This window comes from Streptococcus infantis, assembly GCF_018499575.1.
In the GTDB taxonomy this organism is placed as follows: domain Bacteria; phylum Bacillota; class Bacilli; order Lactobacillales; family Streptococcaceae; genus Streptococcus; species Streptococcus infantis_K.
The window spans coordinates 113588-130291 of sequence record NZ_JAHDAP010000003.1; the positions used below are offsets into that span (position 1 = coordinate 113588).

Consider the following 16704-nt stretch of genomic DNA (forward strand, 5'->3'; position numbering starts at 1 on the left):
GCAATAAATTCACAAATTTTCAACAATTATCCACAGATTGTTGAAAACTTAAGTTTTTTAAGTTAGAATTAAGTTAATAATCTTATACTTTTGCTAATAAATCAAATATGGAGGGTTCTATGAAAAACCTAAACAAATTTTCAAAAACGATTGGACAATTTTTACTGGTTATACTTATTAGCTTTTTTAGTGGTCTTTTAGGAAGTTTGGCTGTTCTTCAATTCAACCACAAACAAGCAAATGGAGAACAAAATAGTGCGGCAGTCACTCAGACAGCATCAAATAATGAAAATTCTATTACACAGGCTGTAGATAAAGTTAAAGATGCAGTTGTCTCTATTATCACTTATTCAGGAAACTCTCAAAGTGGTTTTGCTGGAACTGATGATACTGATACAGATTCAAATACTGAGCAAATTAACAGTGAGGGTTCTGGTGTCATCTATAAAAAAGATGGGGATGATGCTTATCTTGTAACTAACACTCACGTTATTAGTGGAGCTAAAAAAGTTGATATTCGTCTAGCAGATGGAACAAAAGTACCAGGTGAAATTGTTGGTTCTGATACCTATTCTGATATTGCAGTAGTCAAAATCTCTTCAGAGAAGGTTACTACAGTAGCTGAGTTTGGTGACTCAAGTCAAATATCTGTTGGGGAAACAGCTATCGCAATTGGTAGTCCTTTAGGGTCAGAATATGCAAATACAGTTACACAAGGGATTGTATCAAGTTTAAACAGACACGTTTCTTTGAAATCTGAAGATGGCCAAGCTATTTCAACAAATGCCATCCAAACAGATGCAGCTATTAACCCTGGTAACTCTGGAGGTCCTTTGATTAATATCCAGGGACAAGTTATCGGTATTACATCAAGTAAAATTGCCTCTAATGGTGGAACATCTGTAGAAGGTCTCGGCTTTGCTATTCCTGCAAATGATGTTAAGAATATTATCAAACAGTTGGAAAAAGACGGAAAAGTAACTCGACCTGCTCTTGGTATTCACATGGTTAATTTGACAAACCTTAGCACTTCCGATCTACAAAAATTAAAACTTCCTGATAATGTTACTTCTGGTGTAGCTGTTCGCTCTGTTCAAAAGAATATGCCTGCAAACGGACATTTACAACAGTATGATGTCATCACAAAAGTAGATGATACTAAGATTTCTTCTACTACTGAATTGCAAAATGCACTTTACAGTCACTCTATTGGTGATGAAATAACTGTAACTTATTACCGTAATGGTAAAGAAGAGAAAACTACAATCAAGCTAGATAAAAGTACAAGTGATTTAAATCAATAGTTTACATATTTGTAAACCTACTTTACAGAATATCAAAGATGTGATACTGTAGAAATATGGAAGAACTCAAACTAATTCGTATCAGTGATATTCAAAAAAATCCCTACCAACCTCGTAAAGAATTCTCAAAAGAAAAAATAGAAGAACTTGCCCAATCTATTAAAGAAAATGGATTAATTCAACCAATTATCGTCCGTCAATCTCCAGTTATTGGATACGAAATCCTAGCTGGAGAAAGACGGTATCGGGCATCGATAGCAGCTGGGTTATCAGAAGTTCCTGTAATCATCAAAAAACTATCTGATCAGGACATGATGATTCACTCTATCATTGAAAATTTACAGCGAGAAGACTTAAATCCGATTGAAGAAGCAAAAGCTTATCAATCTTTAATTGATAAAGGTTATACTCATGCAGACATTGCTGAAAAAATGGGGAAATCACGTCCATATATTACCAATCTTGTCCGCTTGCTAACACTTCCTGATTTTATTTTAACCGAAGTAGAAGCTGGAAAATTGTCTCAAGCACATGCTAGACTCCTTATTCAACTATCTACTGATGAACAAAAAAAATTACTCTATCGCATTCAGACAGAGGATTTATCAGTTCGACAGGTAGAACACCTACTTAAAGAAGAAAAAAATAAGAAGAAAAGTAAAGAAAAAGATCACTTTATCAAAGAAGAAGAAGAAAATTTAAAAAAATTACTGGGGTTAGATGTCCAAATTCGCCTCCAAAAGAAGGAAGCTGGGAAAATAACCATTTCTTTTCATAATCAAGAAGAGTACCAACGTTTTATTAACAGCCTGAAATAAGGCTGTTATTTTATTTTTCTCAAATCACATACTTATCCACTGGGTTCGTAGAGGAAAAATCAGTAAAATCAAAATCTAGACCTTTTATCCACAAGTTGTGGATAAATCTTTTAAACATTGTGGATTGTTTTTCACAAGTTGTGGAAAAAATGCTTGCTATATGATAAAATAGTGTTTAAGATTATACCATTTAGAAAAGGAGGAGTTTGTTGTTGAAAGAAAAACAATTTTGGAATCAGATTTTAGAATTAGCTAAAGAAAGATTAACACGATCAATGTTTGATTTCTACGTGACACCTGCTGAATTAATAAAGGTCGAGGGAAATGTAGCTACTATATTTTTACCAAGATCTGAAATGGAAATGGTTTGGAGTACAAAACTCAATGATATAATTGTAGCTGTCGGTTTCCAAATCTACGACACTGAAATAAAAGCCCAATATGTATTAACTAAGGAAGATTCTAATACCTCCGATGTAGCAAGTAATATTGAAAACAGTAATCACCAACAGGAACAACTTGAAAAATCTATTCCTTATTCAGAAACAGGATTAAGAGATATTTATACTTTTGATAATTTTATCCAAGGTGATGGAAATATTTGGGCTAAGTCTGCTGCTTTAGCCGTCTCAGAAGATCCTGGACTAACTTATAATCCTCTGTTTATATATGGAGGACCCGGTTTAGGAAAAACTCACTTACTCAATGCTCTGGGAAATGAAATTCTCAAAAAAAATCCTAATGCGCGTGTTAAATACATTCCTGCTGAAAGCTTTATTAATGAATTTTTAGATCACTTAAGGCTCAATGATATGGATAATTTTAAAAAAACCTATCGAAGTCTAGATTTACTTCTTATTGATGATATTCAATCTCTTAGTGGAAATAAAGTACAAACTCAGGATGAATTTTTTAATACATTTAACAAACTTCACAGTAATAATAAACAGATTGTTTTAACGAGTGACCGCAGACCAGAACAACTAGAAAATTTACCTGAGCGTCTTGTCACGCGCTTCTCATGGGGATTAACAACGGATATTACTCCACCTGATTTTGAAACTCGTATCGCTATCCTAAATAGTAAAACAGAGGATTTAGATTATCATTTTCAACCTGACACAATCGAATATTTGGCTGGTCAGTTTGATTCAAATGTACGTGAATTAGAAGGTGCCCTCAAAGATATTAGTCTTATGGCTAAAGTTAAGCAAATCAACACTATAACTGTGGATATTGCATCTGAGGCTATACGTGCCAGAAAACAAAGCGTTAGCACCATGATCGTCATTCCAATTGAAAAAATCCAAGAGGAAGTCGGAAAATTTTATGATGTTAGCGTTAAAGAGATGAAGGGAACTAGACGTGTTCAGAATATTGTTCTAGCTCGTCAAGTTGCTATGTATCTAGCTAGAGAGCTGACAGATAATAGCCTTCCAAAAATCGGAAAAGAATTTGGTGGTAAAGATCATACGACCGTCATTCATGCTCATGCAAAAATCAAATCTATGATTGAAACGGATGATAAATTACGTATAGAAATCGAAACTATCAAAAAGAAAATCAAATAACTTGTGGATAAGTGTTTACATTTTTACTAATTTATACACATCTTTTAAACAAGTGTAACTTCTTAAATTTTCTAAACTAAACTAGGTTTTCCACAAATTTCACACAGCCTACTATTACTATTAACCTTCTAATAATAAAAATAAATAAAGGAGATTCCATGATTCATTTTTCAATTAACAAAAATCTATTCCTGCAATCATTAAATATTACAAAACGTGCTATTAGTTCTAAAAATGCTATTCCTGTTTTATCAACGATCAAAATCGATGTGACAAACGAAGGAATTACATTAATTGGATCTAATGGTCAAATTTCAATTGAAAACTTCATTTCTCAAAAAGATGAAAATGCAGGTCTTTTGATTAACTCTTTAGGTTCTATCCTTCTAGAAGCTTCATTCTTTATCAATGTAGTATCAAGTCTTCCAGATGTGACTCTTGATTTCAAAGAGATCGAGCAACATCAGATTGTATTAACAAGTGGAAAATCAGAGATTACCCTTAAAGGTAAAGATAGTGAACAATATCCACGTATCCAGGAAATCGCTGCAAGTAATCCTTTAGTTCTTGAAACAAAACTTCTTAAGAAGATTATCAACGAAACTGCCTTTGCAGCTAGTGTACAAGAAAGTCGTCCTATTTTGACTGGTGTTCACTTTGTTTTGAGTAATCATCAAGAATTAAAAACAGTTGCAACAGACTCACATCGTCTGAGCCAGAAAAAATTAACTCTTGAGAAAAATAGTGATAATTTTGATGTTGTTATCCCAAGTCGCTCTCTACGCGAATTTTCAGCTGTTTTTACGGACGATATTGAAACAGTAGAGATTTTCTTTGCAAATAATCAAATTCTCTTTAGAAGCGAAAATATTAGCTTCTATACACGCCTCTTAGAAGGTAATTATCCTGATACAGATCGCTTAATTCCAACCGACTTTAATACGACAGTGACTTTTGATGTTGTTCATTTACGTCAATCTATGGAACGTGCTCGTCTTTTATCAAGTGCTACTCAAAATGGAACTGTAAAATTAGAAATCAAACAAGGAGTAGTTACAGCTTATGTAAATTCTCCAGAAGTTGGTAAAGTAAACGAAGAAATCGATACAATTGCTATATCTGGTGAAGATTTAACGATTAGCTTTAACCCAACTTACTTGATTGAAGCACTAAAAGCCTTGAATAGTGAAAAGGTAACAATCAGCTTCATTTCAGCAGTTCGTCCATTTACCTTGGTACCAGCTGATACAGATGAAGATTTCATGCAGCTGATTACACCAGTTCGTACAAATTAAGTTAAAGAGGTTGAGCCTAGCTCACCTCTTTTATGATATAATCAGAAATATGAAAAGGAGAGTAGTATGTATCAAGTTGGAAATTTTGTTGAAATGAAAAAACCACACGCTTGTACAATCAAGTCTACAGGTAAAAAAGCCAATCGTTGGGAAATTACACGTCTAGGTGCAGATATCAAAATAAAATGCAGTAATTGTGATCATGTTGTCATGATGAGTCGCTATGATTTTGAAAGAAAAATGAGTAAAATCATTGACTAAAGGCAAGAAGTTAGAGGGTTAGCAAGTTTTCCCTTTTTGTGTTATAATATTGAAGATTGAAATGTGAACGGAGAATGAGAAACTATGGCTTTAACAGCAGGTATTGTGGGTTTGCCAAACGTTGGTAAATCAACCCTATTTAATGCAATTACAAAAGCAGGAGCAGAGGCTGCAAACTATCCTTTTGCGACCATTGATCCAAACGTTGGAATGGTAGAAGTTCCAGATGAACGCCTCCAAAAATTGACGGAAATGATTACTCCTAAAAAGACAGTTCCAACAACCTTTGAATTTACAGATATTGCAGGGATTGTAAAAGGTGCGTCAAAAGGAGAAGGTCTCGGTAATAAATTCTTGGCCAATATTCGTGAAGTTGATGCCATTGTCCATGTGGTTCGTGCCTTTGATGATGAGAATGTCATGCGTGAGCAAGGTCGTGAAGATGCCTTTGTAGATCCATTAGCAGATATTGATACCATTAACCTAGAATTGATTCTTGCTGACCTAGAATCTGTGAATAAACGATATGCGCGTGTGGAAAAGATGGCACGTACGCAAAAAGATAAGGAATCAGTTGCAGAATTTAACGTTCTCCAAAAGATTAAACCAGTTCTTGAAGACGGTAAATCAGCACGTACCATTGAATTTACAGATGAAGAGCAAAAGGTTGTCAAAGGTCTTTTCCTCTTGACCACTAAACCAGTTCTTTATGTAGCGAATGTGGATGAGGATGTTGTTGGAGACCCAGACTCTATTGATTATGTGAAGCAAATTCGTGAATTCGCAGAAACAGAAAATGCTGAAGTAGTAGTGATTTCTGCGCGTGCTGAAGAAGAAATTTCTGAATTAGACGATGAAGATAGAAAAGAGTTTCTTGAAGCTATTGGTTTGACAGAATCAGGTGTGGATAAGTTGACGCGTGCTGCTTACCATCTACTTGGACTTGGAACTTACTTCACAGCTGGTGAAAAAGAGGTTCGTGCTTGGACCTTTAAACGTGGCATGAAAGCTCCTCAAGCAGCTGGTATCATCCACTCTGACTTCGAAAAAGGTTTTATTCGTGCAGTGACCATGTCCTATGATGATTTGATTAAATACGGATCTGAAAAGGCTGTAAAAGAAGCTGGACGTTTACGTGAAGAAGGAAAAGATTATGTCGTTCAAGATGGCGATATCATGGAATTCCGCTTTAACGTATAATCAACATTTTTAATAGTGTTAATCAGGTTGGAAAAAAATTCCAACCCTTTTGGCTTTTGAAAGGAAAATAAATGACTAAACTACTTGTTGGATTGGGAAATCCAGGTGATAAATATTTTGAAACCAAACATAATGTTGGCTTTATGCTGATTGACCAACTAGCGAAGAAACAGAATGTCACTTTTACACACGATAAGATATTCCAAGCTGAGTTAGCCTCATTTTTTCTTAATGGGGAAAAAATTTATCTTGTGAAACCAACAACATTTATGAACGAGAGTGGAAAAGCTGTACATGCCTTATTAACTTACTATGGTTTGGATATTGAAGATTTACTTATTATTTACGATGATCTGGATATGGAAGTTGGGAAAATTCGTCTTCGAGCTAAAGGATCAGCTGGTGGTCATAATGGAATCAAGTCGATTATCCAACATATTGGGACACAAGTTTTCAATCGTGTAAAGATTGGTATTGGGAGACCTAAAAAAGGAATGTCAGTTGTTAATCATGTTTTGAGCAAGTTTGACAAAGAAGATTATATTGGTATTTTACAGTCTATTGACAAGGTTGACGATGCTGTAAATTATTATTTACAAGAGAAAAACTTTGAAAAAACGATGCAGAAATATAATGGGTAAGGAAATGGCATTAATAGATTTCTTTCTAGAAAATAAGCAGATACAATCATGGAATGAGCATTTATCTCTCAAACAAAGACAATTACTACTTGGTCTTTCTGGTTCAGCAAAGTCTTTGGCTATTGCAAGTAGTGCAAAAAATCAGGACAAAATTTTAGTAATGACTTCGACTTATGGAGAGGCTGAACGTCTGGTCAATGATTTAATTTCCATCTTAGGTTCAGATTTAGTTTATCCATTCTTAGTAGATGATTCACCAATGGTAGAATTTTTAGTATCGTCACAAGAAAAGATTTTTTCTCGCGTCGAAGCTTTGCGTTTTTTAAGAGATAGGTCTCAAAAAGGGATTTTAGTTTGTAACCTAGCAGCTAGTCGCTTATTTTTACCAGATCCTCAAGTTTTTGATAATAGTATTTTAAAGCTTGAAATTGGCCAAGAATGTGAACAAAGTGAACTAAAAAATCACTTGATTTCTCTTGGTTATAAAAAAGTTACACAAGTTCAAAGTCAAGGTGAGTTTAGTCTTCGTGGAGATATTCTGGATATTTTTGAAACCTCCCAAATATCTCCTTATCGAATAGAATTTTTTGGTGATGAGATTGATGGGATTAGAGAATTTGATGCTGAAACTCAATTATCAAAAGATAGTCAATCTCAGGTCTTGATTTATCCAGCTAGTGATATTTTGCTAACTGATGAAGATTATCATCGTGGTCAAAAATTCTTAGAAAATGAGATTGATAAAGCTATTTCTCCAACTTTAAAGTCTTACTTAGAAGAAGTTTTTAGTTGCACGAAAGAGCAAGTTTTTCATGCAGATATTCGCAAGTTTTTATCTGTTTTTTATAAAAAACAGTGGACCTTGATAGACTATTTGAATCAAGTTCCTATTATCTTTGATGATTTTCAAAAAATTATCAATCAGTATGATGTTTTTGATAAGGAAACAGCTAGTTACTTGACAGAAGATTTACATAACAGTAAAGCAGTGTCAAATTTACAATATTTTGCGGATGTAGAAAGTCAATTAAAAAAATATGTACCAGCGAGTTTCTTTTCGAATTTTCAAAAGGGTCTTGGAAATCTAAAATTTGATCATCTTTATCAATTTAATCAATATCCAATGCAGGAGTTCTTTAATCAGTTTTCTTTTCTGAAAGAAGAAATTGAACGTTATAAAAAATTGAAGTATACGATTGTTCTTCAATCAAGTAGCAAAACTGAACTAAAGAAATTGTCAACGATTCTTGATGAATATGGCATTAACGTTGATAATAGTAATGGAAATGAAGTCTGTAAAGCATCTGTCAACCTTATTGAAGGAAATCTTCGTCATGGTTTTCATTTTGTAGATGAGAATCTTGTATTCATCACTGAATATGAAATTTTTAAAAAGAAGATTAAACGCAAGTATCGCAGACAAAATATTAGCAACGCTGAACGATTAAAAGATTACAGTGAACTACAAAAAGGAGATTATGTTGTTCATCAAATTCATGGTATTGGTCAATATTTAGGAATTGAAACGATTGAAATAAAAGGGATTCATAGAGACTACGTAAGCGTCCAATATCAAAATGGAGATCGAATTTCTATCCCTGTAGAGCAGATACAGACTCTTTCTAAGTATGTTTCTAGTGATGGTAAGGCTCCAAAGTTAAACAAATTAAACGATGGACGTTTTAAAAAAGCAAAGCAAAAAGTTAAAAATCAAGTTGAAGATATTGCAGATGACTTAATTAAACTATATGCCGAGAGGAGTCAACTCAAAGGATATGCATTTTCAAAAGATGATGAAGATCAAGTTGCTTTTGACGAGGCTTTCCCTTATGTTGAAACTGAAGATCAGCTTCGAAGCATCGAAGAAATTAAGAAAGATATGCAAAGTTCTCAACCAATGGATAGACTTTTGGTTGGAGATGTTGGTTTTGGTAAAACAGAAGTTGCTATGAGAGCTGCTTTTAAGGCTGTAAATAATCATAAACAGGTTGTTGTTTTAGTACCAACCACAGTTCTTGCTCAGCAACATTATAGTAATTTCAAGGAAAGATTTGAGCAGTTTGCTGTCAATGTAGATGTTTTGAGTCGTTTTAGAAGTAAAAAAGAGCAGACTGAAACAATTGAAAAATTGAAAAAAGGCCAAGTTGATATCCTGATAGGAACCCATCGAGTTTTATCTAAAGATGTTGAATTTGCTGATTTAGGATTAATCATCATCGATGAGGAACAACGTTTTGGTGTCAAACATAAGGAAGCTTTGAAGGAATTAAAAAAGAAGGTTGATGTCTTAACTTTGACAGCTACACCAATTCCTCGAACTCTACATATGTCTATGCTAGGTATTCGAGATTTATCTGTCATCGAAACTCCCCCAACCAATCGATATCCTGTACAAACCTATGTCCTTGAACAGAATGATCGTGTCATTCGTGATGCTGTATTGAGAGAAATTGATCGTGGTGGTCAGGTTTACTATCTTTACAACAAAGTTGACACGATTGAAAAGAAGGTTTCAGAGTTACAAGAATTGATTCCTGAAGCTTCTATAGGGTTTGTTCATGGTCAAATGAGTGAAATTCGTTTGGAAAATACACTACTTGATTTTATTGAAGGTGAATATGATATTTTAGTAACCACGACAATCATTGAAACAGGAGTGGATATTCCAAATGCAAATACCTTGTTTATAGAAAATGCGGATCACATGGGTCTGTCTACCTTGTATCAATTACGAGGTCGGGTTGGTCGTAGTAATCGTATTGCTTATGCTTATCTCATGTATCGACCAGATAAATCATTGACAGAAGTATCTGAGAAAAGATTAGAAGCTATCAAAGGTTTTACTGAATTGGGTTCTGGTTTCAAAATTGCCATGCGTGATTTGTCTATCCGTGGAGCTGGTAATCTTTTAGGAAGTTCGCAATCCGGTTTTATTGATTCAGTCGGTTTTGAATTGTACTCTCAGTTACTGGAAGAAGCGATAGCTAAGAAAAATGGAACTGACAAGAAACGTGAAAAAGGAAATGCTGAGTTAATTCTACAAATTGATGCTTATCTTCCGGATGAGTACATTTCAGATGAACGGCATAAAATTGAAATTTACAAGAGAATTCGTCAAATTGACAACCGTGTCAACTATGAAGAATTACAAGATGAGTTAATTGACCGTTTTGGTGAGTATCCAGATGTAGTTGCCTATCTCTTAGAAATTGGATTAGCTAAAGCTTATCTAGATAAAGTATTTGTCAATCGTGTTGAAAGAAGAAATAATAAGCTTGTCATTCAGTTTGAAAAAATATCGCAACAACTATTTTTAACTCAAGATTATTTCCAGGCTCTTTCTCAGACAAGTTTGAAGGCTAATATTTCTGAAAATCAAGGTTTAATCGAAGTTGTTTTTGATATTCGAAATAAAAAAGACTATGAGATTTTAGAAGGACTCTTAACCTTTGGAGAATCGTTAGCGAACATAAAAGACTTAAAAGAGTCACATTAGGGATTACCTTTTTTCTTCTATAAAAGGGATAAAAATGGTACAATAATAATTTGAGGTATTATAAGATGAGATTAGATAAATATTTAAAAGTATCACGTATTATTAAACGCCGTACGGTAGCTAAGGAAGTTGCAGATAAAGGGCGAATCAAGGTAAATGGAATCCTTGCTAAAAGTTCAACAGATTTAAAAATCAATGATCAAGTTGAAATTCGCTTTGGAAATAAGTTGTTACTTGTAAAGGTGCTCGAAATGAAAGATAGCACAAAAAAAGAAGATGCAGCCGGAATGTATGAAATCATTAGTGAAACAAGGGTAGAAGGCGATGTATAAAAAAATAGTCCAAATGAATAACTCTTTTATTCAAAATGAACACCAAAGACGTAAGTACATGATGGAAGAACGTCAAAAACGCAATCGTTTTATGGGGTGGGTTTTGATTTTGATTATGTTGTTATTTATCTTGCCAACTTATAATTTAGCACAAAGTTATCAACAATTATTAACACGTCGTCAACAACTAACTGATTTGAAGAAACAATATCAGGAATTGAGCGATGAAAAGGATAAAGAAGCTAGTTTAGCAACTAAGTTAAAAGACGAATCCTATGCGGCTAAATATTCCCGTGCAAAATATTATTATTCAAAAACATGGGAGGAAGTTTATACAATTCCGGACTTACTTCCTAGGTAATGTGAAATGGAAAATTTATTAGATATTATCGAAAAATTTTTAAGTCAGTCAGATGAAAAATTAGATGAGTTAGCTCAAAAGAATCATCTGTTACGACTACAAGAAGAAGAGGGGAAAAAGAATGCGTAAATTTTTAGTGATATTACTACTTCCTATTTTCCTAAAAAGCGTTCAAGTAGTAAGCACTGAGAATCCAGTTATCATTCCAAAACAAGAAGTTTATTCTTTAACTCATACTCCATATCATTTTTATTATCAAGATATTATAGAATCTCCAAAATTTTATGGTGAGACGCCAGTTTATTCTACAGAAGACCTGATTAAAGAATCAGGAAAAGTCAATGCAGAAACAAAATTATCTGTTTTAGAATGGCGATTAAATAAACAAGGACAGCCTGTGTTTAAATTGTCAAATAATCAATTTGTGATGGCTGATAAACGACTTTTATACGATAGTTCCATCGTAAACGATTTTTCTAAACGAGTATGGCTAGAACCAGGATTTGTCGTTTATAATAGTCCTTATGATCAACAAGAATTAAAGTCTACTTTAGCAGCTTATCAAGAGGTTGAAGCAGATATGTCTATTTTTGCTGAAGGTCGTGAATTCTTACATATCAAGCAAACGGGCTGGATTTCGACGGATTATATTTCCGATGATGATAATCGTATTCAGAAAGTACAAGAGTTGCTATCTGAAAATTATCAAAATGAACAGTTTTCTATTTATGTGAAACAATTGAGTACAGGTAAGGAAGCTGGGATTAACGAAGAGCAAAAAATGTACGCTGCTAGTGTTATGAAACTACCTTATCTTTATTCTGTTCAGGAAAGAATCAATCAAGGTGATTATCAACTTGACACGAAACTGAAATACGTTTCCGAAGTTAATGATTTCCCTGGTTCTTATAAACCGGAAGGAAGCGGTAGTCTCCCTAAAACAGCTGACAATAAAGAATACACAGTCAAAGATTTAATCACAAAAACTGCAAAAGAATCTGACAATGTAGCTCATAATATTCTTGGTTATTATATTACGAATAAATCAGATGAAGCCTTTAAAAAAGAGATGGCTACTATCGCAGGTGAAGAGTGGGATGTGACAGATAAGTTGGCTTCAGCTAAAATGGCTGGTCAAGTTATGGAATCTATTTATAATCAGAATGGTTTTGTTTTAGAATCCCTATCACAAACATCGTTTGATAATCAGAGGATTGCTAAGAACATTTCCGCTAAGGTAGCCCATAAAATTGGGGATGCAGATGAATTTAAACACGATGTAGGAATAGTCTACACTGATTCTCCTTTCATTATTTCAATCTTTACCAAAAATTCGGATTACGATACTATTTCTAAGATTTCTAAGGATGTCTACGAGGTCCTAAAATGAGAGACCATGATTTTTTAAATCATTTTCTAGAGAAAGGTTATTTTAAAAATCATTCAAGAGTTGTGCTAGCTTTGTCTGGTGGATTGGATTCGATGTATCTCTTTCACCTCCTTTCAACCTATCAAAAAGAACTTGGTATTGAATTGTCTTTAGCTCATGTAAATCATAAACAACGACCAGAGTCAGATCAGGAAGAAAATGAATTAAGAAAATTAGCTGAACAAGCAGGAATTCCAATTTATGTAGCTTGTTTTACTGGAGATTTTTCAGAAGCAAATGCTCGTCAATTTCGCTATGAATTTTTTAGAGAAGTGATGGAGAAAACTTCATCTACAGCTCTAGTAACAGCTCATCATGCAGATGATCAAGTTGAGACAATCTTTATGCGATTGATTAGAGGTGTTAGACTACACCATTTATCAGCTATTAAAGAAAGACAAATGTTTGATAAGGGAGAGTTAATTCGTCCTTTGTTGTCTTTTTATAAGAAGGATTTTCCTGAAATTGAGCATTTTGAAGATCCAACGAATAAAGAAAATCACTATCTTCGCAATCGTATTCGAAATCTCTATTTACCACAATTAGAAACAGAAAATACTCAGATAAAAAAAGCATTTTTAGAGTTTGGAAAAGAAGTTTCTGATTATCAAATTGCTCTGGCTGAATTATCTCAAGCGGTTGATGTAGAAGATTTAACTCAGTTTTTATCTTTTAGTGAAGCAACGCAACGAGTTTTACTACAACAATACCTTAGTCGTTTTGCTGATTTAAATGTAACAAGAGAACAATTTCAAGAAATTCATCATATTTTAAAAACTAAGAGTCAATATCGCCATAGTATAAAAAATGGTTATGAACTTATAAAAGAATACCAGCTCTTTCAAATTGGTAAAATCAGACCAAAGTCTGATGAAAAAAGTAGTGAGTGTGTGTTAAACTATCAAAATCAAGTTTATTATGAAGGTTTTCTATTTTCATTTGGAATTCCTCTAAAAGGCGAAAATGTTCAACAAATAAATGTTTCCCGTGAAACATCATTGATTTTGAGGCATCGACAGCCAGGTGATTATCTGATAATAAATGGTCATCGAAAAAAAGTAAGGCGACTTTTTATTGATTTAAAAATTCCTGCAGAAAAACGAAAAAATGCGATTATTGTTGAGCAATTCGGGAAGATTTGTTCAATTTTAGGAATTGAACTCAGTGATTTGAGTATAAAAATGAAAAATGATATAATGAACACTATACTTTATATAGAAAAAATAGATAGGTAAAATCATGTTAGAACAAGATATCAAGAAGATTTTGATTTCACAAGATGAAATTACAGAAGCTGCTAAGAAATTAGGTGCTCAATTAACAAAAGATTATGAAGGAAAAAATCCAATTTTAGTTGGAATTTTAAAAGGATCTATTCCTTTCATGGCAGAATTAGTCAAATATATCGATACTCATCTTGAAATGGATTTTATGATGGTTTCTAGCTATCATGGTGGTACTGTAAGTAGCGGTGTTATCAATATCAAACAAGATGTAACTCAAGATATTAAAGGTAGACATGTTGTTTTTGTGGAAGATATTATCGACACTGGTCAAACCTTGAAAAGTTTGAGAGATATGTTTACTGCTAGAGAAGCGGCATCTGTTAAGATTGTTACAATGCTTGATAAACCAGAAGGCCGTACTGTAGAAATTGAAGCAGATTATACATGTTTTACAATTCCGAATGAATTTGTTGTAGGCTATGGTTTAGACTATAATGAAAATTATCGTAACCTTCCTTATGTAGGTGTATTGAAAGAGGAAGTTTACTCAAAATAGAAGGGTAAGTTGTTGAATGCAAAAGCAAAATAATGGTTTTATAAAAAATCCATTTCTTTATTTGTTGATGATTTTCTTGCTAGTGACGGGATTCCAGTACTTCTTTGCTGGAAGGGCTGCAGGGCATAGTCAACAAATTAAATACTCAGAATTGGTGCAGGAAATCACTAATGACAATGTAAAAGAAATGACCTACCAACCAAGTGGTAGTGTTATCGAAGTGTCTGGTGTCTATAAAACTGCTAAAACAGAAAAACCGGAAACGGGTATTCAGTTTTTCACACCATCTGCAACAAAAGTAGAAAAATTTACAAGTATTATTCTTCCATCGGATACTACTGTAGCAGATTTGCAAAAATTAGCTGGGGAACACCAAACACAAATTGAAGTGAAACATGAAAGCTCAAGTGGTATGTGGATTAATATCCTAGTTTCAGTAGTACCATTTGCCATTTTATTTTTCTTCCTATTTTCTATGATGGGAAATATGGGTGGAAATAGCGGACGTAATCCAATGAGTTTTGGACGTAGTAAAGCTAAGGCTGCTAATAAAGAAGATATCAAAGTACGCTTTTCAGATGTTGCCGGTGCTGAAGAAGAAAAACAAGAACTTGTTGAAGTTGTTGAATTCTTGAAAGACCCAAAACGCTTTACAAAATTAGGCGCTCGTATCCCAGCTGGTGTTCTCTTAGAAGGACCTCCAGGAACTGGTAAAACATTGCTTGCTAAAGCAGTTGCGGGAGAAGCTGGCGTGCCATTCTTTAGTATTTCAGGTTCTGACTTTGTAGAAATGTTCGTCGGTGTCGGTGCAAGCCGTGTCCGTTCTCTATTTGAGGACGCTAAAAAAGCAGCACCAGCCATTATCTTTATTGATGAAATCGATGCTGTTGGTCGCCAACGTGGTGTCGGTTTAGGCGGAGGTAATGACGAACGTGAACAAACCTTGAACCAACTCTTGATTGAAATGGATGGTTTTGAAGGAAACGAAGGAATTATCGTTATTGCGGCAACAAACCGTTCTGACGTATTAGATCCAGCCCTTCTTCGTCCAGGTCGTTTTGATAGAAAAGTATTGGTTGGTCGTCCAGATGTTAAGGGACGCGAAGCAATTCTAAAAGTCCACGCTAGAAATAAACCTTTGGCAGAAGATGTTGATTTGAAATTGGTTGCTCAACAAACTCCAGGTTTTGTTGGAGCTGATTTGGAAAATGTATTGAACGAGGCAGCCTTAGTTGCAGCTCGTCGCAATAAGTCAGTCATTGATGCTTCTGATATTGATGAGGCAGAAGATCGCGTTATTGCAGGACCTTCTAAGAAAGATAAGACTGTTTCTCAAAAAGAACGTGAAATGGTTGCTTACCATGAGGCAGGACACACAATTGTCGGTTTGGTCTTGTCCAATGCACGTGTCGTTCATAAGGTAACAATTGTTCCTCGTGGTCGTGCTGGTGGTTACATGATTGCTCTTCCAAAAGAAGATCAAATGTTACTATCTAAAGAAGACATGAAAGAGCAATTAGCAGGTTTGATGGGTGGACGCGTTGCTGAAGAGATTATCTTCAATGTCCAAACAACAGGTGCATCGAACGACTTTGAGCAAGCTACACAAATGGCTCGTGCAATGGTTACGGAGTATGGTATGAGTGAAAAACTTGGACCTGTTCAATACGAAGGAAATCATGCAATGTTTGGTGCTCAAACTCCACAAAAATCTATTTCAGAGCGTACAGCTTATGAAATTGACGAAGAAGTACGAGCATTGTTGAATGAAGCACGTAATAAAGCGGCTGAGATCATTCAATCAAACCGTGAAACGCATAAATTGATTGCAGAAGCCTTGTTGAAATATGAAACATTGGATAGTACACAAATCAAATCTCTTTACGAAACAGGAAAAATGCCTGAATCAGTAGAAGAGGAATCACGTGCCCTATCATATGATGAAGTCAAGTCAAAAATGGCTGAAGAAAACTAAAATATTAGTAGACGAGATACAAGAGAGGATAAAAAAATGTCCTCTCTTTTTAACTATATAAAAAAATCTATGAAAAGTAGTGATAAAATTTCAGAAAAACAAGTCAAATTAGTTGACAAGTAGGAAAAAGTGTATATAATAGAAAGAGTTGAAAAAGCTCAGGGTCCGTTGGTCAAGGGGTTAAGACACCGCCTTTTCACGGCGGTAACACGGGTTCGAATCCCGTACGGACTATGGGT

The 16704-nt window shown here is 34.3% G+C and carries 15 protein-coding genes and 1 tRNA gene; all 16 read left to right on the forward strand.

Going from position 1 to position 16704, the window contains the following annotated elements; all coding sequences use genetic code 11:
- Positions 1-119 precede the first annotated feature (119 nt).
- The 16 genes from KJR31_RS08160 to KJR31_RS08230 all read left to right on the forward strand — a co-directional run bounded on the left by KJR31_RS08160 (position 120) and on the right by KJR31_RS08230 (position 16699).
- Entirely contained in the window at positions 120-1304 is a 1185-nt protein-coding gene (locus KJR31_RS08160) for a S1C family serine protease (protein ID WP_214262870.1), read from the forward strand.
- A gap of 56 nt (positions 1305-1360) precedes the next feature.
- Entirely contained in the window at positions 1361-2122 is a 762-nt protein-coding gene (locus KJR31_RS08165) for a ParB/RepB/Spo0J family partition protein (protein ID WP_214262871.1), read from the forward strand.
- Positions 2123-2334: 212 nt separating this feature from the next.
- Positions 2335-3693: a chromosomal replication initiator protein DnaA gene (gene dnaA, locus KJR31_RS08170; RefSeq protein WP_214262872.1), complete on the forward strand. Its 1359-nt coding sequence runs from the start codon at positions 2335-2337 to the stop codon at positions 3691-3693.
- Between the two features lie 158 nt (positions 3694-3851).
- Positions 3852-4988 (forward strand): DNA polymerase III subunit beta, encoded by a 1137-nt coding sequence (dnaN, locus tag KJR31_RS08175; protein ID WP_214262873.1) that lies wholly within the window; start codon positions 3852-3854, stop codon positions 4986-4988.
- A gap of 66 nt (positions 4989-5054) precedes the next feature.
- The gene (locus tag KJR31_RS08180) at positions 5055-5249 is read left to right on the forward strand and encodes a DUF951 domain-containing protein (protein WP_004250933.1); all 195 of its coding nucleotides are present in this window, start codon (positions 5055-5057) and stop codon (positions 5247-5249) included.
- Positions 5250-5333: 84 nt separating this feature from the next.
- Positions 5334-6449 carry a redox-regulated ATPase YchF gene (gene ychF, locus KJR31_RS08185; protein ID WP_214262874.1) on the forward strand — a complete coding sequence of 372 codons (1116 nt, stop codon included), beginning with the start codon at positions 5334-5336 and terminating at the stop codon, positions 6447-6449.
- A gap of 71 nt (positions 6450-6520) precedes the next feature.
- Complete coding sequence (gene pth / locus KJR31_RS08190) at positions 6521-7090, forward strand: aminoacyl-tRNA hydrolase (protein ID WP_214262875.1); 570 nt, start codon at positions 6521-6523, stop codon at positions 7088-7090.
- The gene (gene mfd, locus KJR31_RS08195; protein ID WP_214262876.1) at positions 7083-10586 is read left to right on the forward strand and encodes a transcription-repair coupling factor; all 3504 of its coding nucleotides are present in this window, start codon (positions 7083-7085) and stop codon (positions 10584-10586) included. Before pth ends, mfd begins: the two co-directional genes overlap by 8 nt.
- 65 nt (positions 10587-10651) lie before the next feature.
- Positions 10652-10918 (forward strand): RNA-binding S4 domain-containing protein, encoded by a 267-nt coding sequence (locus KJR31_RS08200; RefSeq protein ID WP_006146042.1) that lies wholly within the window; start codon positions 10652-10654, stop codon positions 10916-10918.
- Positions 10911-11279 carry a septum formation initiator family protein gene (locus KJR31_RS08205; protein WP_016466544.1) on the forward strand — a complete coding sequence of 123 codons (369 nt, stop codon included), beginning with the start codon at positions 10911-10913 and terminating at the stop codon, positions 11277-11279. Before KJR31_RS08200 ends, KJR31_RS08205 begins: the two co-directional genes overlap by 8 nt.
- Positions 11280-11285: 6 nt before the next feature.
- Positions 11286-11408 (forward strand): SP_0009 family protein, encoded by a 123-nt coding sequence (locus tag KJR31_RS08600; protein WP_004250924.1) that lies wholly within the window; start codon positions 11286-11288, stop codon positions 11406-11408.
- Positions 11401-12669, forward strand: a complete 1269-nt coding sequence (locus KJR31_RS08210) for a serine hydrolase (protein WP_214262877.1) — start codon at positions 11401-11403, stop codon at positions 12667-12669. Before KJR31_RS08600 ends, KJR31_RS08210 begins: the two co-directional genes overlap by 8 nt.
- On the forward strand, positions 12666-13943 hold the full coding sequence (gene tilS / locus KJR31_RS08215) for a tRNA lysidine(34) synthetase TilS (RefSeq protein ID WP_214262878.1): 1278 nt from the start codon (positions 12666-12668) through the stop codon (positions 13941-13943). The genes KJR31_RS08210 and tilS overlap by 4 nt, the downstream gene beginning before the upstream one ends.
- Before the next feature lie 4 nt (positions 13944-13947).
- Positions 13948-14490: a hypoxanthine phosphoribosyltransferase gene (hpt, locus tag KJR31_RS08220; RefSeq protein WP_006150551.1), complete on the forward strand. Its 543-nt coding sequence runs from the start codon at positions 13948-13950 to the stop codon at positions 14488-14490.
- Positions 14491-14506: 16 nt separating this feature from the next.
- Positions 14507-16465: an ATP-dependent zinc metalloprotease FtsH gene (ftsH, locus tag KJR31_RS08225; protein WP_214262879.1), complete on the forward strand. Its 1959-nt coding sequence runs from the start codon at positions 14507-14509 to the stop codon at positions 16463-16465.
- Positions 16466-16627: 162 nt separating this feature from the next.
- Positions 16628-16699 (forward strand) — tRNA-Glu (locus tag KJR31_RS08230).
- The last annotated feature ends 5 nt before the right edge of the window (positions 16700-16704 follow it).